Origin of the sequence: Bradyrhizobium diazoefficiens USDA 110, assembly GCF_000011365.1 — a bacterium.
GTDB classification, from domain to species: Bacteria; Pseudomonadota; Alphaproteobacteria; order Rhizobiales; family Xanthobacteraceae; genus Bradyrhizobium; species Bradyrhizobium diazoefficiens.
Genome location: NC_004463.1, coordinates 7,010,215 through 7,032,490 on the forward strand (window position 1 = coordinate 7,010,215; position 22,276 = coordinate 7,032,490).

Sequence of the window (22,276 nt, forward strand, 5' to 3'; positions counted from 1 at the left end):
ATCTCAGGCTCGTTCTGTCGAATTTGTGAGCTACAGGCGACGCGACGCTTCATCATGCGTCGGTCCGATCGCCGTCAGCCGCAACTCGCGGATCGAGCCCAACCGCTCGATATCCCAGAGCTGATCGAACAGGATGGTTGCCTGGTTCCGGTCGAAGACGCGCGTCGCGCAATCCAGAAACTTGTCCTGCAGCTCCCCTCGCGTCAGGGGCTCTTGCCAACTTCCCTTGGCATAGGCGACGGGTTCGCAAGTCAGAATTTCGCCCGACGTCAGTTCGATACTGACCTGATCGGCCGGCGCGAACGGCTGATCACCTTCCATCACTTCGGTCGTGGTCGAGCATCTGACCTTCGCGATGATGTCCTTGACATCGTCCCGGCAAACGAACGCATCGCTTAGCTCGGCAAGGCCCACCCTTCCGGCGATCAGGGCTGCTGCCATCGCGAATTCCATGCTGAACTTCGCTTCGAGGCCGGTTCGTGGGTTGCTGTTTCGCAGCATCAGCTTTTGGGTGATGCCAGTATGAACCCGGATTTCCCCAACCCGCTCCGGCTTCAGCCCATGCTTGCCGACCAAACCAAGCATGGCATCGATCGAACGGTGGGTGGCATAGCAAGTTGGATAGCGTTTCACATTGACGCCGAGATGCGCCAAACGCCAGTTGGCACCGATATCGATCGTCCCGTTCTCGATCCGCGGCTGTCCCGATGGCGAGTGCGCGCGCAAAAAGCCTGTTCGGTGTTCGAGCACGTCGAGCGAGCCCGTAAAGCCCTGCTCCGCCAATCGGGCGGCGATGACACCCGATTGCGCCGTCCGTCCTGCATGGAGAGACTTCGTCATGGTGCCGAAATTCGCGACGAGGCCTGAGGCGAGCGATGCGGCAATTGCAATGGCGTGAGCGGTCTTTTCGGAGTCGAGACGGCGGATATTGGCGCAGGCGGCGGCAGTTGCGACCGCGCCCATCACCGCGGTCGGATGGAAGCCTCGCTCGTGCAACTGCCCAGGCTCCAGCGCGGCGAGTTGCGCCCATAGCTCGTAGCCCCCGACATAGGCCGTCACCATGTCGGGTCCGCTCGCCCCGCGCGACCAGCCCTCAGCCAGGATAGCCGGCACGAGCACCGCGCTCGGGTGGCCCGCAAGCGCCACGTCGTCATAGTCGAGCACGTGAGCAGCGACACCGTTGACCAGCGCCGCATCCGAAGCAGTCAGATTGCGCCCGGAGGGTATTTCCGGCGCTCCGTCGTTCTGCGTGGAAGACGTCGACATCGCGGAGACGATTCGAACCGCCTCCTCGGCGGCACCGGCGATCATCACTCCGACGCAATCGGTGATCCCGGTGCGCGCAGCGTCCCGGCACGCCTGGGGCGGATCGGATGCCTTCAGGCTTGCCACGAAGCTCGCCGTTTGGCGGGTGATTGCAAGCATGATCGTCTCCTCAGTACGATCGTGGAAGACCCAGCACATGCTGCGCGACAAAGGCGAGAATCATATTGGTCGAGATCGGCGCCGTCTGATAAAGGCGCACCTCCCGCCACTTTCGCTCGACGTCGTATTCCTGGGCGAAAGCAAAACCGCCGTGGGTCTGGAATGCCGTGTCCGCCGCCTTCCAGGTCGCCTCCGAGGCCAGCAGCTTCGCGATGTTCGCATCCGATCCGCAGGGCCGCCCGGCCTGAAACAGCGCCGCGGCTCGACGACACATCATGTCGGCGGCCTCAAGCTCCGCGTAGGCCCGCGCCAACGGAAACTGGATTCCCTGGTTCTGACCGATGGGGCGGCCAAAGACACTTCTCTCGCGCGCGTAGGCGACGCCCTTGTTGAGAAGCCAGCGGCCATCTCCGACGCATTCGGACGCGACCAGAATGCGCTCGGCGTTCATCCCGTCGAGAATGTAGCGGAAGCCGTGGCCCTCCTCTCCGATCAGATTCTCGGCCGGCACACGGAGATTCTCGATGAACACTTCGGTCGTGTTGTGATTGATCATCGCCTTGATGGGACGGATTTCGAGTCCATGGCCCTTGGCTTCGCGCAGGTCGACGACAAAGACCGAGAGCCCATCCGTTCGCTTCTTCACCTGGTCCAGGGGCGTGGTGCGTGCCAGAAGCAGCATGAGATCGGAGTGCAACGCCCGCGACGTCCAGATCTTCTGTCCGTTGACGACATAGATGTCGCCTCGTCGTTCCGCGCGGGTCTTGAGCTGGGTCGTGTCGGAGCCCGTGTTCGGCTCGGTCACGCCAAAGGCCTGCAGGCGGAGCTTTCCTTCCGCGATGTCCGGCAAGTATGCCCGCTTCTGCCTCTCGCTGCCGTGACGAAGCAGCGTACCCATGATGTACATCTGCGCATGCGCGGGACTTGCCGCGCAACCATTCGCGTTGATCTCCTCGAGGATCACCGCAGCCGCGCGCAAAGGCAGGCCCGAGCCGCCGTATTCCTCGGGAATCAATGCGCCGAGAAAACCCGCCTCCGTCAGGGCTTCGACAAATTCAGTCGGATAGCCGCTACGATCTTCGAGAGCACGCCAGTATTCTCCCGGAAACTTCGCGCATATCTTCCGAACCGTGGCGCGCAGCTCCGGAAAGTCCTCCCCGAGGGCGACGCTGACCTCGGCATCGGCCGCAACGGCCGGCTCGTGATCGTTCATGGCAGATCCCTTCAAACGGCAGCAGTCGTGTGAGCGTGATAGGTCTTGGGCAGCCCCGCTCGCGCGATGGCTCCGGAAAAGCGTTCACCCGGCAGCCAGGTTTCGACTTCGCGACGAAAGGCGACGAGTGCTTCGACGTCGGCACCAGTATCGAATCCGAGCTGCTCCAAAAGAAAGACGGTGTCCTCCGTATCGATGTTGCCGGTCGCACCGGGTGCGAACGGGCAACCGCCAAGTCCGGCAACAGAAGCGTCGAAGGCCCGCACCCCGGCGTCGAGCGCTGCGGCAACGTTTGCCAGCCCCAACCCGCGGGTGTCGTGGAAATGACAGGCGACCGGGACCTGCCCCACCGCGGCGATCACCTCCTTCATGAGGGCTTGGACCTGGCGCGGATGGCCGTAGCCGACCGTGTCGGCGATGGTGATCTCATCGGCTCCCATCTCGGCGAGCCGGCCCGCGATTTCCACGACCCGCGAGTTCGACACGGCGCCGGAGATCGTACAGCCGAATGCCGTTGCGATTCCGGCGCCCAGCGCGATAGGCGCTCCGACGCGCTGATCGCGCGCCGCAACGATGCGGGCAAAGTCCTCAAGCGATTGTTCCGTGGTGCGACGTACGTTCGCCAGATTGTGCTGCTCGCTCGCGGAGAGCACATAGTTCACCTGCGGGACGCCAAGAGCGAAGGCCCGTTCTGCGCCGCGGAGGTTCGGCACGAGGGCCGACGGCCGGCATCCGGCAATGGCCATCGCGCCGCGTGCGACCTCCTCCGCGTCGCCAAACTGCGGAATGAGCTTTGGCGGAACAAACGAGGTCACCTCGATTTCATGGATACCGGCTGCGACCACGCGTCGACACCAAGCGAGCTTGCGCTCAGTCGGCAGGATCGTCCCGACCATCTGGAGCCCATCCCTGGGCCCTACCTCGCGGACATGGGCTTTTTCGCGCATTCTGGCTTCCTTGTCGTTACTTGCCTTGGAAGGTCGGCTTGCGGCGCTCGTTGAATGCAAGCACGCCCTCGCGGCGATCCGCCGTCGGCACAAGACGGTTGTATGCTTCGATCTCGAAGGCGAGGCCGTCGGCCAACGACATCTGAAGGCCGCGATGGATGGACTGCTTGGCCTGGCGCACTGAGAGCGGACCATTGCCGGCGATGCGATCGGCGATCGCGAGCGTCGCATCGAGCAACTGATCTTGCTCCAGCACCCTGTTCACAAGGCCCCAACGCTCCGCTTCCTCAGCCGTGAACGGCAAACCGGAAAGGATGAGCTCCTTGGCCCGGCGCTCGCCGACGGCGCGGGGCAAATTCTGCGTGCCGCCGGCTCCCGGCATGATTCCGAGCGTCACCTCAGTCAGGGCAAACCGCGCGTTTCGCGATGCGTAGACGAAGTCGACCGCCGCGGCGATTTCGCACCCGCCGCCGTAGGCCGCGCCGTTCACCGCGGCGACCACCGGGATTGGACAGCCAATGATGGCGCGGAGCATGCGCTCGAAGACAAGGTGCTGGGCCTGCCATGCCTCGTCGGTCATTCCGTTGCGCTGTTTCAGATCGCCGCCTGCGCAAAACGCCTTCGTGCCGCTTCCGGTCAGGACCACGGCGCGAAGCTGCTCCAGATCCACGGAGAGCCCTTCGAAGAGCTCCATCAAATCGAGGCCCATCTGCGTATTCATCGCATTCGAGGCCTCGGGCCGGTTCAACGTGACAAGCAGGACGTGATTGTCACGCCGCTCCGTGGCTATCGTCTCGTAATCACTTCGCATTGACCGCCTCCTTGCTCGCTTGTGTCCGGAGGATTGCGTTGTGCTCACCCAGTCTCGGAGCTTGCGTGCGGGCTCGCGGGCGCGCGCCATCGAAGGCGAGCGGTATACCGACGAGGTCGATCTCGTCGCCGACACACCGCACGGTCATCTCGAGCGCGCTGGTCTGGGGATGCATCGCGACCTGATCGACGCTGAGAAGCGGCGCGTTGGGCACGCCGGCTTCATCCAGAAGCTTGCCAAGGGCCTCGGCAGAGTACCGAAGCGCCGCCACTTCAATCTGCGGGATCAACCGGTCGCGGTTCGCGACACGCGCGGCGTTCGTCACGAAGGCCGGATCGACACTCAGAGCTTCAAGGCCGAGCGCGCCGCACAGCTTGCGAAAGAGGTTGTCGTTGCCTGCGGCAATCATGAGCCAACCGTCACTGGCCTGGAAAGCCTGATAGGGCACGATTTCGGCGGCGCCCGAGCCATGGGGTTTGCGCACCTCTCCGGACGCGGCAAAGCCTGCGAGCGGCCCGGTCATCCAGGCAAGACCTGTCTCGTAGAGCGAGGTCGAGACTGTTCGCCCTTCACGGCCGTTCATGCGTGCGATCAACCCCGCGAGCAGCCCGATAATGGCCCACATGCCGGATCCCATGTCAACGAGCGAAACGCCCACCCGCACCGGCGGACGGTCGCCCTCTCCCGTCACGCTCATGATTCCCGTGGTGGCCTGCGCCAGCGGATCATAGCCCGGCTTGTTGGCAAGAGGGCCTTTGGCTCCGAAAGCTCCGATATCGCACCAGATCAATTCGGGCTTCTCCGCGCGCAGCGTTTCGGCGGTCAAACCGAATTTGTCGAGGATGCCCGGCCGCAGATTTTGGATGACCGCATCCGCCTGCTCCACGATGAGCGATTTCAGCCTCGCGCAGTCCTGCGCATCGCCGAAATCGACGGTCACGCCTTCCTTTCCCCGGTTGAGAGCGTGAAAGAGGCTCGCCGTATCACGCCAGAATGGCGGCCCCCAACCTCTCGCGTAGTCGCCGCTGCGGGGATTTTCGACCTTGATGACGCGGGCGCCCAGATCGGCCAATATCAGCCCTGCATAGGGAGCCGCCACGCTGTGCCCAAGTTCGACGACCGTGATGCCTTCGAGAGGGCTGTCGATCTTCGCCATTTTCCGTAAAACTCCCAGTCGCGGCATCGCATTGTCCGCCGTCATTAGAGGTACTCTTCCGCGAGAGCGACCTCGCGGATTTCCTCGATACTGCCGCTGCGTCGGATCTCGCCGCCGCGTACGACGTAACCGCGGGTCGCGAGCTTCAGCGCCGGACGTGCCATCTGCTCTGTCATCAGGATGGTCGTGCCCCGCGACTGCATGTGCCGGATGGCCTCGCTGATCCGTGCGATCCAGACCGGTGCAAGCCCGAGGAAAGGCTCATCCAGCAGCAGGAGCTTCGGGGACGAAGCCATCGCCCGGGCGATCGCGACGACCTGCTGCTGGCCGCCCGACAACTGACCGGCCGGGTGCTCGGAGCGCTCGCTCAGCAGCGGGAAGATGCCGCAGAGCCATTGCCAGGCGTCGCGCTGCAGCACCGCGCCGCGCCTGCAGGCGCCGCTCAGAACATTGTCGCGCACCGACATGGTGGGAAACACGCGACGTCCCTCGGGCGAATAGCCGATCCCGGCCCGGGCGCGAGCATCGCACGAAGCACGAGTGATGTCCTTGCCGTTGAAGCTCATAACACCTTGCGAGGAGGCGACGAGACCGATCACGGCATTGATGAGGCTCGACTTGCCGGCTCCGTTGGCGCCGACCAATAGAACCGTCTCGCCCTTCTGCACGTCGATCGATATGCCGCGCAGCGCGGCGATTCCGCCGTAGTGCAACTCGAGGTTCCGGACTGTCAGCATCAACGCGCCTCCTCGTCGACCGCTCCGAGATAGGCGTCGATGACATCCTTTCGAGAAAGCACCTCCGCCGGATCGCCTTCGGCCAGCACCCGCCCGGAATCAAGCACGAGGACCCTCGGACAGAGCCTGCGCACCAGTTCCATGTCGTGCTCGACGATCACGACTGCGCAACCGAACTCACGCCTCATGTGATCGACGAAGATGTCGATCCGCGGGCGTTCCCGGTGCTCCAGCCCGGCCGCGGGCTCGTCAAGAAGGAGCACCTTCGGACTCGTCGCGCAGACCAGAACCAATCCGAGCATTTTCTGCAACCCATAGGGCAGCTTGTCGCTCTGCACCGAGAGATAGGGCTCGAGCCCGAATGCCTCGACCAGCGGAGAGAGCTTTTTCCAAGCACTGCTCTCGCCTCGACTGAATCGCACTGCTCGAGAGATATTTTCCCGGATCGTCGCGTTACGAAATGTATTCGTTTGCTGGAAACTCCGGATGACGCCGCGGCGACTGCTCGCGTGTATCGGCCCTCCGGTTATGTCCTCACCGCCGAGCAGAACTCGTCCGGCGCTTGGTCGCAGCATTCCGCAGACGACGTTGATGAGCGTCGTCTTGCCGGCGCCGTTCGGCCCGATGATGCCCAAGACTTCGCCCGGAGCGACCGTAAAGCTCACATCGCTGAACACATGAAGGCCACCAAAGCTCTTCCGGATGCCTTCGACTATCAACGTGGCGCCCTTGCGGTCCTCGGGGGAAACCACGGCGGTCCTTTCGATGTTGCGGGGGCCCATGACACCGTGCAAGTTGCCCGGGCTAAGGTCCTCGAGGACGTTAAGCGAGGTTCCACGCCCTATCGCGCCGGCGTCTTTCTCACTCTCCGGCGATCGACTCGCGAACATCATGGCCGCGACTCCGTGACGGTCGAGGTCGATATCGTCGACGCGGTGTGCCGCGAGCGGCTGGCGCCGGAGGAGGTAAAGGACCGCAAGACTCGCTGCAGAGTTCCAAGCACACCATCCCGCGCGACGAGGACTACCAGGACGATCAGCGAGCCAAAGAGGAGTTGTGAATACTCGCCGCGGAATGCAAACGCGTCTCCGGCCCATACCAGCAGGATTGCGCCGACGATCGGACCGAGCATGTTGGCTTTGCCGCCGATGATCACGTAGGCGATGTAGTTTACCGATGATAGCGGACTGAACGACGTCGGATGCGCCGTTAGCAACATATTTGCGAGGGCGAAGCCTGCCAGTCCGGCCACTCCTGCGGCAACGGCAAAGCCGAACGACTTGTAGTGCCAAACCACGAGACCAAGGCTTTGAGCGAGCAGCTCATTCTCCTCGATGGCCGCGAAATGCTGGCGCAGGCCGAGAGTCACGGCCGACGTTATCAGCGCTCCGGCGAGCGCGAGACCGATCGTGATGAGCAGGACGCCCCTGTTGTCGCCCAGTTCGAAACCGAAGAGCGTCACCGCCGGCATGCCGACAAGACCGTTCGATCCGCCGGTCAATCCCGGGGTCTCGAACAGGACGAGTTGCGTAATCTCGGTCAGAACGAAGGTGACGAGGACGAAATAGACACCGGTCAGACGGAGCACCAGCGCCCCGAGCGGAAGCGCGAACAGCATGGGCACGAGGAAACTGCACGCCCCCAGGATCAGGACATCGGTCACCCCGTGGCGAAGCCCCAGGAGAGCAGAGGTATATGCCCCGATTGCCATGAACGTCGGGACGGCGAACGTCATGAGATTCATGCGCAGCATGATGAAGACGCTGAACGCTGCCGTGACGGCGATGAGCATTTGATCCACCAGCGAGTAGATCGCCGGATTCTCGGTGCTCCACGGAACGACGAACGTGAGCGCGATTGCCGCGATGCTCGCCACAGCCGGCAGCCTGCCACTTCGTGCGGCTTCTTGATTTGACATCAGCATGATTCAGGCTCCACGCACACGCTGACCGAACAGACCCGCGGGCTTCACCACGAGCATGAGAAGCACGAGTACAAACAGCACCAAGGCGCCCTTTGACCCTCCGAGGTAGACGGCCGAAAACGCCTCCACCATCCCCACGAGGAACGCCGCAGCGGTCGCCCCTCCGATGCTCCCGAGACCGCCGAGGATCACGATGAGAAATGAGGTCGCCAGCACGGGATCGCCAACGTGTGGCGCAAGCGAAAGGATCGGCGTGACCAGCGCGCCCGTGAGTCCCGCAAGTCCGGTCGCCAGCGCAAACGCCGCGGGAAACAGGAGTTTCGGCCTCAGGCCCTGAGCGGTCGCCACGGCCCGATCATCGGCGAGAGCGCGAAGCGCGCGGCCGAAGTCACTGCGATACATCAGCGCGTACACCGAGGATATGCCGACCAGGCATACGACGAGAACCACGAGGTTTTCGATCGGAATGAAGAACCCGTGCCAGCGCAGGACACCGGTCAAGGGAAAGGTGAACGCGGGCGATTGCGGCCCGAAAACGGCAAGGAGGCCGCTCGACATCATCAGGTACAATCCGAGCGTCAGCATGAGCGTTGAAAGGTGGTCATTGACCAGTCGATCGAGCAGGAAGCGCTCGAACAGGTATCCGAGCGCGGCTGTACCCAGCGCCGCAACGATCACCGCGATCAGGTACGGCGCGCCCAGGAACGCCATTGACGAGTAGGCGAGATACCCGCCGAGGACGTAGAAGCCGCCGTGAGCGAAGTTGACCACGCCCAGGATGCCGAAGACCAGGGTGAAGCCAAGGGCGAGCAGCGCGTACTGCGCGCCCAGGCTGACACCGATGAGGAGTGTGGCGACGATGCCTTCCACGGATAAGGCTCGCTATTTGCCGGTGGCGGCTTCGACGCGCGTGATCGGCTGCAGCTGGCCGTCGGTGACGAGACCCACGCCGAACGGGAAGGAGAGCTCCTGATTGACGCCGAAGAACTCCTTGCCGATCCAGTGCCCCGTCCCGATGTTCGGATCCGTCACCGGCAGGGAGCGCAATGCCTCCGCCACCTTCTCCGTGTCGGTGACCGTCCCGGCCTTGGCGATCGCCTTGAGCACCATCCGGACACCTGACACCCACTGGAAGAAGAGATTGTTCTCGGGCCGGTCCGCGCCCATCATCTTCTTGTAATCTTCGGCGATCATCTGAGCCTTTTCGTCGACGACGATGGGCTCGTACCAATAGAAATTCTTGAGAACGGGGTCTCCACCGGCGACCCGCGAAATCTCGCTATAGCCCGGCCCTCCGAGCCGCCCGATGGGTCCCTCGAAACCCGCCTGGCGCAATTGCTTAACCAGGATGCCGGCGTCTCCCGTCGGCGAAGAGGCAAGATCAACCGCCTCCGGCTTCTGGTTCATGATGCGCGTCACAAGCGGCGCAAAGTTGGTCGTGCCACGCTGATAGTATTCTTCGGTGGCCGCAATACCGTTCTTCTTGTAGGCCTCGGCCTCGACCGGAGCGATATCCGTTCCGCCTTGATCATTCGGCGCAACCAGCACGACGCTCTTCATTCCGAATTTCTGCTTGGCGATCTTGATGATCGGATCAGCCCAACCCGACGGCCCCGGTCCCACGTGGAAGACCAGCGGCCATTGCGCCCCGATCGCATCCTTGGCGTAGCTGCTGGCCAACACCAGCATCGAGTTGCGTTTGGCAATCGGCTTGAGCCCGGTCAGTTCGGGCGAGCCGATTGCGCCGATGATGAACTTTACTCCCTGGCCCGCTAGCGCATTCGCCGCTGCCGCTCCGCCTTCCGCCGTATACTTGCTGTCGATGGCCACGACGCTGACCTGGCACGGAGCGCCGTCGATCTTGATCAGGTCGTCGCGATTTGCCTCGGCGGCCACGAACTCCACCGCGCCTTTGAGTGCCAATCCCCACTGCGCCGCGGGCCCGGACAGCACGCCGACAACGCCGATCTTGAGCTCCTGGGTCCCGGCGGCTCCAGCGCTGCCGGCGAACGTGCTCAGTGCGGCCATCGCCGCTCCAGCCATCACGAAATCACGCCGTGTGATCTTCATTTCTTCCCTCCTGTATAGATCGTTTCATTGTTCTAAGTCCGAAACGCACTGCGCACCCCGCTGCGCGACGCAGGCCACCGAGAAACATTTATCAGCTTTTTCCCGGAATATTTCGCCAATACCCCAGCCGGTCGTGCCCTCGGGTCGTTTCTTGAGACAGGCTTATGCACTCCACGCAGCTTCAAGTCAATGAAACGATTCATTTGGAGTTGAGAATTCTGCACGGGCCCCGACGTCATCCGGGGCGCCGCGAGAGCGGCGCATCCCTGCAAAGGTCACACCGTGCGCGCAGGAAGGGCCAAGCCGTTTGGCCAGACACTCGAGACTGGCCGATCCAATCGGCTACCGGCCTTGAGGTTGGCGCGGTCACCGATTGCTCGTCCGGTCGTCTCAGACCGGGTCCCAGCAGAACACGTCGCTGGAACGGTCGAGATCGAAGAACGACGCGCGCATCGCAGGCATCGCGTGATCTGCGATGGTCTCGGGGGTCCATCCTTCCGTCCTCTGCACCGAGCGCAGCGGCCGCGGTTGGGACATCAGCATGATCTCGTTGTTGCGGACGACAAAGACCTGCCCGTTCACGGCGGCGGCACTGTCGCTGCCGAGATAGACGGCGAGCGGCGCGATCTTGTCGGGGGTCATCTGCTTGACCTTTTCCACGCGCGCCTGCTGCTCTGGCGTATCGGTCGGAATGGCGCCGACCATGCGGCTCCAGGCGAACGGCGAAATGCAGTTGGACCGCACGTTGAACTTGTGCATGTCGAGCGCGATGATCTTCGACAGACCGACGATGCCCATCTTCGCCGCGGCATAGTTCGACTGGCCGTAATTGCCGATCAGGCCGGACGTGGACGTCATGTGCACGAAGGCGCCGCCCTGCTGTTCCCGCATGTGGGGAGCAGCGGCCCTGCTCACGTGGAAGGCGCCGTAGAGATGCACCTTGATGACGGCATTCCACTCGTCCCGACTCATCTTGTGGAAATATCTGTCTCTTAGAATACCCGCGTTGTTGACGACGCAGTCTATCCTTCCGAAGGTGTCGAGAGCCTGGACGACGATCCGGTTGGCAGAGACGGCTTCGGCGACGCTGTCGGTATTTGCCACGGCCTCCCCACCGGCCGCCCTGATCTCCGTCGCAACCGATTGGGCCGGTCCCACGTCGGCGCCCTCGCCGCTGACCGATGCGCCGATGTCGTTGACCACGACCTTCGCGCCGCGTGCGCCCATCAGTAGGGCGATGGAGTGCCCGATTCCTCCGCCGGCTCCGGTCACAATGACGACCTTGCCGTCCAGCCGCACCTCACTCGTCATGTCTTCGCCTTCTCAGTTGTTCGTCGGGCGTCGCCGCCTTGCGGACGGTGCGCACCCAATCGACGGATCGCCGCCCGATATTTCAAAGCTCCGAGAGGCAGGCGGCCTTCCCCCGGCAGGCCGGATCGGACTGAGCCGGCGTGATCACTGAAATCGCCCGATGTGCAGGCGCGGCTCTAGGCCAACCGGGCATTGCCGTGGTTGAGCACCACGACGCCGCGTTCGGTGGCGATGGCGCGGAACGCGACATCCGTCCCCACGCGCCACATGTGAACCGCGATGGAATCGCCCGGAAGGACGGGCGCCGTGAACCTGGCGTCGAGGCCACGCAGGCGCTCGACCCGCCCCTCGCAACACGTCTCCAGCAGCGCCCGGCAGGCCAGTCCGTAGGTCGCCAGGCCATGGAGGATCGGACGCTCATATCCTGCGATCCGGGCGACCTTCGGATCCGCATGCAGCGGATTGTAGTCACCCGACAGGCGATAGATCAGCGCCATGTCGCGCCGCGTCGCGACTTGCCACACGGCGTCGGGCGGGCTGTCCGGCACCGCCTTCAGCGCAGGAGGCGCCTGATCGCTCGGCTGGCCCGCGGCGCTGTAGCCGCCGTCGCCACGGCAGAAGCGGACCTCCTGGACGGTGGCGAGATGTGCCCCGGAGGCCTTGTCATGGACGACGCGCTCCGTATGCACGAGCGCGCCCCTGCCTTCCCCCTTGTCGACGACGCTCGTCACCCGCGTGCGACCGACGACGGTGCCTTCCGCCGGAAGGGGTCTGAGGATTTCGAGCCTCTGCTCGCCGTGAACCAGCTTGATCCAGTCGATTCCCGTCGCGGGGTCCCGCACCCACTGGCCGGGCAGGGCGAGCACGCATGCCATGCTCGGCACCGCGCGCAACGGCTCCTCCCCCTGCTCGTACACGAAGGCGAGGTGCGCGGAACTGAGCGGCTCGGCGCCCAGTCCGAGCCCCAGCGCATAGAGCATCGTATCGCGCTGCGAGTATGTGTGTTCGACCTCAGGGAACTTCCAATTCTTCACGCGCCCATAGTCGATCACGACGTCACCCCGTCGGCGGAAGCGGACGTGGGCCGCAGGTGCCGGGCGGCCTCCTCTTCGGTTCGCCAGAGGATTTCCATGGCCATGGGCTGCTGAGATTCCTCGAGGATGTGCCCCACGAGACCGATCGCCCGCGCCATGACTCCGAAGCCCCGCACTACTTTCCAGGGAAAGCCGAACTCGCAGCAGATGGCGCCAATGGCACCGGTGGCGTTGACCGGCAGAGGCTTGCCCGACTTGGCCTCGGCCTGGCGGGCGATCAGGCTCATGAGTGTCGTATAGCGTCCGGCCATTCCGTTCTCGGCCGCGATCTCGAACAGGCGGGGCGCGCGCGGATCGACGGGTTTGTGGTAGGGATGGCCGATCCCAGGAACAATCTCTTTCCGAGCGCGAAAGGCATCGACCGTGGCACTGGCGACCCTCTCGAGATCCGACGTGTCCGCTGCAGCCTGAACGGCTTCGTAGAGCATGCGGGCCGCGCCCTCGGTGCTGCCGACGAACACCGTTCCGAGTCCGCACAGCCCGGCCGCGACGGCGGCCTGGAGCGATTCCGGGGCACCCGCATAGGTCATCCGCGCAACGATGGCACTCGGCGTAATTCCATGCTCCACGAGGGTGATGAGCATGGCGTTGAACACGCGCGACTGCTCCGGGGTGGGCCCCTTCCCTGTCAGTTGGAGAAAGGCCATATCTCCGAGATTCATATGGCCGAGAATCTCGCTGGCCATATCTTTCCCGCGGACGGTTATCCGGTCGGGCGTGCTCCATGCAATGTCGGAGCGAATGGGTTTGGTCTTACGCATCGGGGCTTTCCACTTACTGTTCGCCTGGAGCGGCGCGCTCAATTCGAATCGACGTCGAGCGCCCTGATGAGCGCGCCGAGTTCTGCATCATCCTTCCGCATCGTCTCGGCGAGTTCTTCACCCGAAGCGTAGGCGACCTCATAGCCGGATGACTCGAAGGTCGATCGCGCGTCGGGCTTCCTGAGCGTTCGCGCGATCGCGTCGCTGAGCCGCGCGACGATCTGCGGCGGCGTACCGGCCGGCGCAAAGATGCCCGTCCAGCCCGTCGCCTTGAATCCGGGAAAAGTTTCGGAGATCAGGGGAATGTTGTCGGGGCTCTTGTCGGGCGTGGGCGCCGTGGTGGCAAGCGCGCGCAACGTGCCGGACTTGATGAAATCGGCCGCGCTGCTGCTCCACACGTCGAACATGAAATCGATATTGCCCGCCAGCAGGTCGGTTCGCGCCGGGGCATATCCCTTGTAGGGCACGTGGACGAACTTCACCCCGGCCGCGCGGGCAAGCTGCTCCGTGGCGAGGTGGTTGGTCGAGCCCAACCCTGCCGAGCCGTAGGTGATCGTCTCCGGCTTTGCTTTCGCGGCGGCGAGAAGATCCGCCAGCGTCTTGTAGGGGAGGTTGGGATTTATCAGAAGCACGCTATGGTACTCGGCCAGTTGCGCGACTGGAACGAAAGCCTTGAAAGGGTCGTAGGGGATATTCTTCTGCACGTGCGGGTTGACCGCCTGGGTGCCGACGTGGCCGAGCCCGATCGTGTAGCCGTCGGGCACGGCGCGCGCCACCTGCATCATGCCGATCGTGCCGGCCGCGCCGCCAACGTTCTCCACGATAACGGTTGCTCCGAGCACCTCGGCGACGCCGGCCGCCACGTAGCGGGCGTGCGCGTCGCTGGGGCCGCCGGCGGGAAACGGAACGATCAGCCGAATAGTCTTGCTCGGCCAGCCCGCCGGCTGGGCGAGAATGGGTCCAGTCGCGGCGCACAAGCCCACCAGCAGAGCGCCGCTGAGAAGTTCACGTCTCGACGTCATGCCAGTACACTCCGGTCTTCTCGGTTCTCGGCACCATGCGGGATGTTCGACACGGATTGCGGGCGCGCGCTTTCGCTCCGCACGATGAGCGCGTCGAGTGCGACCACGCCCTCGCCTTCCGGAAGAACCATCATTGGATTGATGTCGACCTCGGCCACCTGATCTCGGTGCGCGACAGCGAAGCGCGACAGGGCTGCCAAACTGCGGGCCAACGCATCCACGTCCCCCCGCGCCCCACCGCGTGCGCCCAACAGGATCTGCGCGCCGCGAATCTCGCGGATCATGCGGTGGGCTTCAGCTTCATCGAAAGGTGCGAGCCTGAACGAGACGTCTCGCAGGAGCTCGACATGGATGCCTCCGAGGCCGAACACGACGACGGGCCCGAAAACGGCATCGTTGACGACGCCGCAGATCGATTCGATCCCTCCGCTTCGCATCGGCGAAACCAGAATGCCGCTAATGCGCGCATCCGGCCTGGCTTCAGCAACGCGGTGCAGAAGCGCCCTCGCCTGCTCCTCGGCCGCCTCCACCGTGCGCACGTCGAGCACGACGCCGCCCACTTCCGTCTTGTGCGGAATGTCCGGGGAGACGATCTTCAGCACCACCGGAAGCCCAACCTCCCGCGCGGCCTCGGCCGCCTGCGCAGGCGTGGACACGACCCGCTCCGCAAGGACCGGGATGCCGTGCCTGCCGAGCAGAAGCTTGGCATTGTACTCGTCGGCGACATCAGGCAGCGCGGTTGCCGCAGGCGCATCAGGGACGCAGGAAGGCTGTAATGCGAACCCGTTTCGGATGACGTCGAGCGCATGGAGCGTCCGAATGGCGCGATGGAGGTCCTCGAAGACGAGGAAGCCGGCCTCCTCGTACTGCCGCCGAATTTCCGGCGGCACGACCATCTCGAGCGCAATGACGGCGTCAGGATGGTCCTGCCTCAGCGAGACGAGGGCCTGGAGCAGAGGGGTGCCAATGCTCGGAACGGCCGGCGCGCTGGTGAGAAAGCAGACGAGCGATCCGTATCCTCCTTCGTTGAGCGCACACGCGATGGAGCGGCTGATGAGGATCGGCTCGTTGACGCCTTGAGCCGTGACGTCGATGGGGTTGCGCGTTCCCGCGAACGGGATCATGGCGGTGATCTTGCCCCGCGCGCCTTCGTTCAGCGGGGCGACGGCAAGCCCCACCTGGACCGCCGCATCCGCTGCGAGAATGCCGAGTCCACCCGAGGTCGTCACGATGCCGAGCCGCGAGTTGGATGGGAAGCGGCCCTGGAGGCTGGCATAGGTCAGGTCGAGGAGCTCGTCGATGCTTTCGGCCCGATAGGCGCCGTGCTGGCGCAACACCGCATCGTAGATCTTGTCCTCTCCAACGAGCGCGCCCGTATGGGACGCTGCGGCGAGCGCGCCCGCCGCGGAGCGCCCAACCTTGATCGCGATGACCGGCTTGCCGTGCTCACGAGCAGCTTCCAGCGCACGCACGAATCTCGGTCCATTGCGGATCGCCTCGACAAACAGCGCGATCACCTTCACGTGCGGGGCGTGCGCCATCCATTCGACGCACTCCGACACCTCGATGTCCGCCTCGTTGCCGGTGGTGATCCAGTGCCCGATGCCGATGCAGCGCTGGCGGCACATATAGGCGAGGTGTGCCCCGGCCGCACCGCTCTGGCTGACGACGCCAAGCTCTCCCGGGAACATGACACCGGTATCGAAGGCCTGCGTGAAGGTGCCAAAGAAGCCCGAATGCGAATTGAATGCACCGAGGCAGTTGGGACCGAGCAGACGCATTCCAGCTGCCCGGGCAATCTCCTCGATGCGCTGCTGCCGCCGCGCGCCCTCCGGCCCCACTTCGGCAAAGCCAGAGGAGAAGATGATGGCGCAGCCGATCCCCTTCTCGGCGCAGGCCTCGATCGTCTCGACCACGAGGTCAGCGCTCACGATGACGATGGCAAGATCCACCGGCCCCGGAATATCGCGGACGTCGGCATAGGCGCGAAGGCCCTGCACCTCATTACGGCGAGGATTGACGGGATACACGGCACCGGCGAAACCGGCTTCGCGCAGATAGCGCAGGGGACGCCCGCCGATACGATTGCTGTCGTTGGAGGCTCCGATGATGGCAACCGACCGTGGCGCGAACAGTGCGTCGAGAGTTGCGGGAGCTCTCATTCGAGGTCTCCCGCCAGAACATGCCGGGCGATCGTGCGCAGCTGGATCTCCGTCGTCCCGTCCGGAATGCGCAGCAATCGCGCCCACCGGTACCCAGCCTCCAGCCTGAGCTCGTTCGAGAGTCCCATCGCACCGTGGACCTGGATGCACTGGTCCATCACGCGATTGAGCATCTCTGTGGCGTACATCTTCACCATCGAGACCTGCTTGGTTGCCGGAAGTCCCTGGTCGATGCGCCAGGCACAGTCCCGGGTCATGGACTTGGCGGCGTAGATGTCGGTTGCGCAACGCGCGATCATCGTCTGAATGGCCTGATGGCTGGCGATTGGCCGCCCGCCGGTCTTGCGGATGGCGGCATAGTCCACGGCCTGCCGAAGCGCCCAACGCGCCAGCCCGATACACGAGCCCGCCATTGCGAGCCGTCCGACGCTCACGCCTCCAATCGCAACCGACAGGCCATTGTCGACGGCGCCGAGCCGCTGCTCATCCGGTACCCGCACCTGATCGAGACTGATAATGCCCGTCTCTGAGCCGAGATGTCCCATCGTCGGGATCACGCTCGGGACACTGAAGCCTCGCGTGGAGGTCTCGATGAAGAATCCAGTGATTCCGCCCTTGCGTTGCCGCACGAGATCCTCGTTCGTCACGGCGAAGATCATCGCGTAATCCGCGTGCGGCGCGTTCGTGATCCACTGCTTCGTTCCGGTGATGACCCAGCCGTCGCCGTCCCTCACGGCGCGCGTCTTCATTCCGAACACATCGGAGCCCGCATCCGGCTCGCTAAGCCCGAAGCACATCGTCTTCTCGCCGCTTGCGAGGGCGCTCCGGTGCCGTTCGAACACTTGCCGGTCCAGGTGGACAAGGACGGGTGAGAGTCCATTGGTGAAAGGAGAAGGAAGCACCACCGTCTGAACGAGGTCTCGGGAAGGACCTACATGCGCGTTCACGCGCTCCTGAATCTCCACTGCCGCCACGGCACCCATTCCTTCACCACCGAGCTCGGTGGGACCGAACAGATTGTAGAAGCCGAGCTCGGCCGAACGCATCCGCACGCGCTTGCGCAGCGCCACAACTTCGGGGGCATAGCGACCGGAGGCGTCGTAAAGCTGGCGCTCTGAAGAGAGCAAAGCGTGGTTATCTCGTTCGATCGCGGCAACCTCGCGATCGATGAAGCGCACAACAGCATCACCGATCGCGGTGATTTCTTCGCTGACTGAAAGATCCATGTCCTCCCCGTGTACCCGATCGCGCATTTTTCGGAGAACCGCGCGCGGCGAAGCGACAGCAGCGGGGGTCGGCGATCGCCGCACAATAAAACGTTTCACCAACGAGTCAAGCCGACAGCCTCGCGATGCTGGGCGCGCGGGTTTTTTCATTGTATAACAAGCCATAACGACTCCCCAGTGAGAGATTTTTGCGTGAAACGGATCACTATCCGCGACGTGGCCAAGCAGGCGGACGTCTCCATCGGAACCGCCTCCAGGGTCATCAACGGAGCGCCGAACGTGGAGGCGGCCTATCGGACGCGGGTGCTGGCTGCGATCAAGCAGCTCGGCTTTGTGCCGAACCGTGCGGCACAAGAGGTTCGCAAGGGCCGCTCACGCGAAATCGGCATCATCGTGCGCGACATCACCACGCCCGTCCTCGCGAGCTTCGTGAGGGCGGCGCAGGATCTGTTTGAGGAAGCGGGCTACGGCCTGCTGATCTGCTCGTCGGACAACCGGAAGGATCGCGAGCTCGAGCTGCTGCGACGCTTCCGGCAGCGCCGGATCGAGGGGCTGATCACCACGACATCGTCCGAGGTCGACGCGGATCTGGCCCAGGCACGGAACGATCTCGACTTTCCCGTCCTGATGTTCGACCGCGAGGTCGATGGCACACATGACATCGTGCAGGTCGATCATGCGAGCGGGGTAAACCAGGCCGTCACCTACCTTCTCTCGCTCGGGCATCGACGCATCCTCCTGCTGACGGGGCCGGTGAACATCTACCCCGCCCGCGCGCGCGTTGAGGGCTACAAGCGGGCATTCGCCGCGCAGAAGCTCGATCTCGACCCGACGCTCGTTCGTACGGTCGGGTTCGACGCAGCCACGGGTTTCCGGGAGACCGCCGTCGCGCTGGAGCGGGCGAATAGGCCGTCGGCGATCATCGCGGGCGGCATCGACATGCTGCCCGGCGTGCTGAAGGCAATCCGTGCCACGCATCTTCACGTTCCCAGCGATATCTCGGTCATCGGCGGCGCGGATTCGGACCTCGCCCTGCTGGCGGATCCAGCAATCTCCGTCCTGCGGTGGGACTTTACGCAAATCGGCGCTACCTGCGCGCGAATGCTGCTCGAACGCATCGAAGCCCCCGGCACGGAGCCACGCAGGCTCGCTTTCGCGCCGGAGCTCGTGGTGCGCGATTCGTGCGCAGCCGTCGCGCTCGTGCCGACGCAAAAGCGGGAATCGCGCCGGAAATAGACGGCCGGCGACCCGCCTCGGCGAGCGGCTCTGGGAAAATTCTTATGAACCGGTTCATCAATGGACGCAGATCGAGGAGGCAGTCCGCCCCCGGTCCAAATCCAGGCCAACGCGTGCGGGAGCGGGGTCGAGAACCTCAGATGGCTGCGGCGGAACGCAGCTCCAAAAGCCTTTCGGGCGGAAGCCCAAGCCAGGCTCCGTAAACGGGCTCGTTGTCTGCCCCCAAAGCGCGGCTCGGCCCGGCTCGAACGGGATCGACGCCGTGAAAGCGCAGGGGACTGTTGGGAAGGACGACACGCCCCAGCTCCGGATGTTCGATCCACTGCAGCATGCCGCGCTCGAACAGATGCCGGTCGCTCATGACCTCCGCGAGATCCCGCACCGGAGCGCACAGGAAGCGGAAGGCCTTCGCCGCGGCCAGCAATTCCCGACGCGTCCTGGTCATGGTCCATCCGGTGACCATGTCATCCGTCTGCTGCATGTTCGCGACGCGCATTGGTGGCAAAACGAGGATCGGTCAGGATGTCGTCGTGACCGAAGGACCGGCACAGCGCCTGCCAGTGATGTTCGCCCATGCAAATGATGGCGACGTGGCCATCGCGGCAGGGGTAGACGTTGTAAGACGACAACGACAAGCCGCCGTGCCGGTTGCCGGTTCGAGGTGGCACAGCCTGGTTTTGGTGCATCAGGCCCAGATTCGACGCCAACGTATGCACCCCCGCCTCCTCCATCGCGATTTCGACGAGCCGCCCACGTCCGGTCCTTTCGCGCTCGAAGAGCGCCGTGACTATTCCACCGTAGAGGTGGATGCCGCTGATGAAATCCACGAACGCCGGGCCGGCTTTCATGGGAGGCCCATCCGGCTCGCCCGTCACGCTCATGACACCCGACATCGCCTGCACGGTCAGATCCATCGCGAGCGTGTCGCGATCAGGTCCAGATAGTCCGAAGCCCGTGCCTGAACCGTAGATCAGGCGCGGGTTGGTCTCATGCAGCACGCTCCAGCCGACGCCAAGCTTGTCCATCACGCCGGGCGCGAAGGTCTCGACGAGAACGCCCGCGCGCTTGACCATCTCGATCAGAAGCTCGCGGCCGGCCTGTTCCTTCAGGTTGAGTGTGACGTTCTTCTTGTTGGCATTGAGCATGCAGAACGGCAGCGTTGCGCTGCTTCCGAGCTCACCGCGCCGCCGCGCCGGCTCCCCGTGGAGCGGCTCGATCTTGATGACCTCCGCCCCTGCTTTGGCCATCAGGAACGTCGCGTAGGGGCCAAGATAGACCTGGCTGAGATCGAGAACGCGCAGGCCGGCCAAAGGACCGGACACTGGCCGGGCCGGGTTTTGTCCCACCTTGTTCACGCGGTGGTCTCCACCGCCGCTTGCCGGGGAACGGCCACGAAGCGAGGCACGAAGATATCCCCTTCGCACTCGATCTTCACGATCAATTGTTGATCGATGCTCAGCCTTTCGGGATCGCCGCTGTCAACCACGTTGCTCGTCAGGCGCGGCCCTTCGTCGAGTTCGACGACGGCTACCGTGTAGGGCAGCTTGTCCGCCACACTATCGTGGTAGGCGTGGTGGTAGACGATCTAGCTCACGAGCCGCGCCTTGCCGCTGGCGGCGGCCCACTCCGGATCGTCGGAAAGACATTGCGGACATTGCGACCTCGCCGGCAGCCAGGCGTGGCCGCAGCTACGGCAGCGCTGATAGGTCAGTCTGCCCTCGGCGAGCGATTTCCAATAGGGTTCATTCAGCGGCGTGAAATGGCGCGACCAATCCGCAGGTCCGAACATAGGCCATCTGATCCGCCCCAGGCGGCACCATGGTTCCCCCTCCGATTTCAGACATGTTTCAGACATGCCGTATCCCTCGCGCGCCACCACGCCAAAGCGCTGCTGCACCTCACGCCTGGCCTCTTCGCGCCAGCCGTAGATGCTGATGTCCATCAGCGACGATCTGCGATCGGCGGGGCCTGCCTGTTGCTGTTAAGAGCTGGTTCGGGGAAGATACAGTAGTGAATCTGGTAGTTTTCGAGCCATTCGTAGAACCGCGTAAGGCTCATTCGTCGCGCGACAAACGCCGTTCCACCAAGAGCCATGGTCATCAGAAACTGCCACATCGGGTCCATATAGAAGAATGGCGCCCAGATGAGGATATTGCGTACCTCGCCGCCATGGCTGCGGAAGAAGGCAGCGTTGTTTCCGATGATCATCCAGTAGTCATGCGTAAGCATGCAGCCCTTCGGAAAGCCCGTGGTGCCGGACGTATATTGTAGGTCCAGAAGGTCGTTCCGACCAACCGCAGACGGCGCGTCGCCGAGGCGCATTGGGCCGCGCTTCACGTCGTTTTCGCCGTCAATCCGATTACTTCAGGGACTCGCTGATCAGGTCCGTGGTCTTTTGGACGACCTCGATCAGCGCCTCTTCGCGCAGCATTGCCATGCGTCCGAGATCACCGATCAACGTCAGACTGCCAATCACGTCGCGATCGCCGCCGAAGATCGGCGCCGAGATGCCTTCGATGCCGCTATTCAACTCGCCCTTGGTCAGACTGTACCCGGCTTTGCGGGTGCTCAGCATCGCCTCGTAGAACGTTGGCCAATCCTGCGCCAGCGCATCCTTGTCGCCGTTCGCTCGCGCCTCCTCGTGAAGCTTCCGCAATCGCGCGGCGGGCAGGAATGCGACGATGGACTTCGAGCTGGAGCCGCGAAACAGGGGAAGCGGCCGGCCGCGGCCGAACTTCAGCGTTCGGCCAGAGCCGCCGGTCTCGATGTGGACGGTGATGATCGTCCGTCCATAGAGCTTGCTGAGGAGAACCTCGAGGCCGGTCTGCCTGGAGAGCTCGGCCATCGGCTCGGCCGCGGCGACGATGACGGGATCGCACTCCCTGATCTGCAGATCCAGCTCCATGATCCGCGGCCCCAGGGCGAATCCCCCCTTCCAGCGGATGAGCAGACCTGCATTCGTGAGTTGCTTGACGTAGCGATAGGCGGTGCTGGTGGGAACGCCGGCCCTTTCGGCGATTGCCTCGGCAGACAGCACCGGCTCGGCTCGGCTGAAGAACTGGAGGGTCCCCAGCATGCGGGACAGGCTCGAACCGCCCTCGTCGCTCTTCTCGCCTCGGGTGGCGACGGGCTTGCGAGCACTGATCTGGCTCTTGGCCGGTTTCCTGGCAGGCCTTTGCGC

21 protein-coding genes and 1 pseudogene are annotated in these 22,276 nt (G+C 63.9%); 1 reads left to right on the plus strand and 21 read right to left on the minus strand.

Features of this window, described 5'->3' with window-relative positions:
- Positions 1-30: 30 nt before the first annotated feature.
- The 16 genes from BJA_RS32220 to BJA_RS32295 form a co-directional block, all read right to left on the minus strand.
- Positions 31-1,425: an MmgE/PrpD family protein gene (locus BJA_RS32220; protein WP_063921638.1), complete on the minus strand. Its 1,395-nt coding sequence runs from the start codon at positions 1,423-1,425 to the stop codon at positions 31-33.
- Positions 1,426-1,435: 10 nt separating this feature from the next.
- Positions 1,436-2,638 carry an acyl-CoA dehydrogenase family protein gene (locus tag BJA_RS32225; RefSeq protein ID WP_011089103.1) on the minus strand — a complete coding sequence of 401 codons (1,203 nt, stop codon included), beginning with the start codon at positions 2,636-2,638 and terminating at the stop codon, positions 1,436-1,438.
- Positions 2,639-2,649: 11 nt separating this feature from the next.
- The gene (locus BJA_RS32230; RefSeq protein WP_011089104.1) at positions 2,650-3,585 is read right to left on the minus strand and encodes a hydroxymethylglutaryl-CoA lyase; all 936 of its coding nucleotides are present in this window, start codon (positions 3,583-3,585) and stop codon (positions 2,650-2,652) included.
- 16 nt (positions 3,586-3,601) lie between these two features.
- Positions 3,602-4,486 (minus strand): enoyl-CoA hydratase/isomerase family protein, encoded by an 885-nt coding sequence (locus BJA_RS32235; RefSeq protein WP_304500566.1) that lies wholly within the window; start codon positions 4,484-4,486, stop codon positions 3,602-3,604.
- Positions 4,386-5,552, minus strand: coding sequence for a CaiB/BaiF CoA transferase family protein (locus BJA_RS32240; protein ID WP_063921514.1), 1,167 nt, complete (start codon positions 5,550-5,552; stop codon positions 4,386-4,388). The genes BJA_RS32235 and BJA_RS32240 overlap by 101 nt, the downstream gene beginning before the upstream one ends.
- A gap of 44 nt (positions 5,553-5,596) precedes the next feature.
- On the minus strand, positions 5,597-6,289 hold the full coding sequence (locus BJA_RS32245) for a branched-chain amino acid ABC transporter ATP-binding protein (protein ID WP_011089107.1): 693 nt from the start codon (positions 6,287-6,289) through the stop codon (positions 5,597-5,599).
- Positions 6,289-7,182 (minus strand): ABC transporter ATP-binding protein, encoded by an 894-nt coding sequence (locus BJA_RS32250; RefSeq protein ID WP_011089108.1) that lies wholly within the window; start codon positions 7,180-7,182, stop codon positions 6,289-6,291. The genes BJA_RS32245 and BJA_RS32250 overlap by 1 nt, the downstream gene beginning before the upstream one ends.
- Positions 7,179-8,213, minus strand: a complete 1,035-nt coding sequence (locus BJA_RS32255; protein ID WP_011089109.1) for a branched-chain amino acid ABC transporter permease — start codon at positions 8,211-8,213, stop codon at positions 7,179-7,181. The genes BJA_RS32250 and BJA_RS32255 overlap by 4 nt, the downstream gene beginning before the upstream one ends.
- Positions 8,214-8,216: 3 nt before the next feature.
- Positions 8,217-9,083 (minus strand): branched-chain amino acid ABC transporter permease, encoded by an 867-nt coding sequence (locus BJA_RS32260; RefSeq protein WP_011089110.1) that lies wholly within the window; start codon positions 9,081-9,083, stop codon positions 8,217-8,219.
- A gap of 12 nt (positions 9,084-9,095) precedes the next feature.
- The gene (locus tag BJA_RS32265; RefSeq protein ID WP_011089111.1) at positions 9,096-10,283 is read right to left on the minus strand and encodes an ABC transporter substrate-binding protein; all 1,188 of its coding nucleotides are present in this window, start codon (positions 10,281-10,283) and stop codon (positions 9,096-9,098) included.
- Positions 10,284-10,673: 390 nt separating this feature from the next.
- Positions 10,674-11,594 (minus strand): SDR family NAD(P)-dependent oxidoreductase, encoded by a 921-nt coding sequence (locus BJA_RS32270; RefSeq protein WP_011089112.1) that lies wholly within the window; start codon positions 11,592-11,594, stop codon positions 10,674-10,676.
- A 176-nt stretch (positions 11,595-11,770) separates the two neighbouring features.
- Positions 11,771-12,628, minus strand: coding sequence for a MaoC/PaaZ C-terminal domain-containing protein (locus tag BJA_RS32275; protein WP_236842109.1), 858 nt, complete (start codon positions 12,626-12,628; stop codon positions 11,771-11,773).
- 14 nt (positions 12,629-12,642) lie between these two features.
- Complete coding sequence (locus BJA_RS32280) at positions 12,643-13,449, minus strand: citryl-CoA lyase (RefSeq protein WP_011089114.1); 807 nt, start codon at positions 13,447-13,449, stop codon at positions 12,643-12,645.
- Positions 13,450-13,487: 38 nt separating this feature from the next.
- Positions 13,488-14,312, minus strand: coding sequence for a Bug family tripartite tricarboxylate transporter substrate binding protein (locus BJA_RS32285; RefSeq protein ID WP_162494142.1), 825 nt, complete (start codon positions 14,310-14,312; stop codon positions 13,488-13,490).
- Positions 14,313-14,467: 155 nt separating this feature from the next.
- Complete coding sequence (locus BJA_RS32290) at positions 14,468-16,633, minus strand: acetate--CoA ligase family protein (RefSeq protein ID WP_063921515.1); 2,166 nt, start codon at positions 16,631-16,633, stop codon at positions 14,468-14,470.
- Positions 16,630-17,859, minus strand: a complete 1,230-nt coding sequence (locus BJA_RS32295) for an acyl-CoA dehydrogenase family protein (protein WP_011089117.1) — start codon at positions 17,857-17,859, stop codon at positions 16,630-16,632. Before BJA_RS32295 ends, BJA_RS32290 begins: the two co-directional genes overlap by 4 nt.
- 216 nt (positions 17,860-18,075) lie before the next feature.
- On the opposite strand from BJA_RS32295, the gene BJA_RS32300 reads away from it, so the two are divergent.
- Positions 18,076-19,095: a LacI family DNA-binding transcriptional regulator gene (locus tag BJA_RS32300; protein ID WP_162494143.1), complete on the plus strand. Its 1,020-nt coding sequence runs from the start codon at positions 18,076-18,078 to the stop codon at positions 19,093-19,095.
- A 136-nt stretch (positions 19,096-19,231) separates the two neighbouring features.
- Here the strand turns inward: BJA_RS32300 and BJA_RS42665 are convergent.
- The 5 genes and pseudogenes from BJA_RS42665 to BJA_RS32320 all read right to left on the minus strand — a co-directional run bounded on the left by BJA_RS42665 (position 19,232) and on the right by BJA_RS32320 (position 22,171).
- A pseudogene (locus BJA_RS42665) lies at positions 19,232-20,519 on the minus strand (CaiB/BaiF CoA transferase family protein).
- Entirely contained in the window at positions 20,447-20,680 is a 234-nt protein-coding gene (locus BJA_RS42670; protein WP_082901053.1) for an OB-fold domain-containing protein, read from the minus strand. Before BJA_RS42670 ends, BJA_RS42665 begins: the two are co-directional and overlap by 73 nt.
- The gene (locus BJA_RS42675) at positions 20,681-21,037 is read right to left on the minus strand and encodes a Zn-ribbon domain-containing OB-fold protein (protein WP_011089121.1); all 357 of its coding nucleotides are present in this window, start codon (positions 21,035-21,037) and stop codon (positions 20,681-20,683) included.
- Positions 21,037-21,417, minus strand: a complete 381-nt coding sequence (locus tag BJA_RS32315) for an AMP-binding protein (protein ID WP_063921516.1) — start codon at positions 21,415-21,417, stop codon at positions 21,037-21,039. The genes BJA_RS42675 and BJA_RS32315 overlap by 1 nt, the downstream gene beginning before the upstream one ends.
- 37 nt (positions 21,418-21,454) lie before the next feature.
- Entirely contained in the window at positions 21,455-22,171 is a 717-nt protein-coding gene (locus BJA_RS32320) for an IclR family transcriptional regulator (RefSeq protein WP_082901054.1), read from the minus strand.
- Between the last annotated feature and the right edge of the window lie 105 nt (positions 22,172-22,276).

Coding starts and splice junctions, on each gene's coding strand:
- BJA_RS32315 (WP_063921516.1), bottom strand. CDS start 21,417: ATGCGCCTCGGCGACGCGCCGTCTGCGGTTGGTCGGAACGACCTTCTG.
- BJA_RS32295 (WP_011089117.1), bottom strand. CDS start 17,859: ATGGATCTTTCAGTCAGCGAAGAAATCACCGCGATCGGTGATGCTGTT.
- BJA_RS32235 (WP_304500566.1), bottom strand. CDS start 4,486: ATGGCGCGCGCCCGCGAGCCCGCACGCAAGCTCCGAGACTGGGTGAGC.
- BJA_RS32220 (WP_063921638.1), bottom strand. CDS start 1,425: ATGCTTGCAATCACCCGCCAAACGGCGAGCTTCGTGGCAAGCCTGAAG.
- BJA_RS32255 (WP_011089109.1), bottom strand. CDS start 8,213: ATGCTGATGTCAAATCAAGAAGCCGCACGAAGTGGCAGGCTGCCGGCT.
- BJA_RS32265 (WP_011089111.1), bottom strand. CDS start 10,283: ATGAAGATCACACGGCGTGATTTCGTGATGGCTGGAGCGGCGATGGCC.
- BJA_RS42675 (WP_011089121.1), bottom strand. CDS start 21,037: ATGGACATCAGCATCTACGGCTGGCGCGAAGAGGCCAGGCGTGAGGTG.
- BJA_RS32245 (WP_011089107.1), bottom strand. CDS start 6,289: ATGCTGACAGTCCGGAACCTCGAGTTGCACTACGGCGGAATCGCCGCG.
- BJA_RS32240 (WP_063921514.1), bottom strand. CDS start 5,552: ATGGCGAAGATCGACAGCCCTCTCGAAGGCATCACGGTCGTCGAACTT.
- BJA_RS32225 (WP_011089103.1), bottom strand. CDS start 2,638: ATGAACGATCACGAGCCGGCCGTTGCGGCCGATGCCGAGGTCAGCGTC.
- BJA_RS32230 (WP_011089104.1), bottom strand. CDS start 3,585: ATGCGCGAAAAAGCCCATGTCCGCGAGGTAGGGCCCAGGGATGGGCTC.
- BJA_RS32280 (WP_011089114.1), bottom strand. CDS start 13,449: ATGCGTAAGACCAAACCCATTCGCTCCGACATTGCATGGAGCACGCCC.
- BJA_RS32320 (WP_082901054.1), bottom strand. CDS start 22,171: ATGCTGGGGACCCTCCAGTTCTTCAGCCGAGCCGAGCCGGTGCTGTCT.
- BJA_RS32270 (WP_011089112.1), bottom strand. CDS start 11,594: ATGACGAGTGAGGTGCGGCTGGACGGCAAGGTCGTCATTGTGACCGGA.
- BJA_RS32290 (WP_063921515.1), bottom strand. CDS start 16,633: ATGAGAGCTCCCGCAACTCTCGACGCACTGTTCGCGCCACGGTCGGTT.
- BJA_RS32250 (WP_011089108.1), bottom strand. CDS start 7,182: ATGATGTTCGCGAGTCGATCGCCGGAGAGTGAGAAAGACGCCGGCGCG.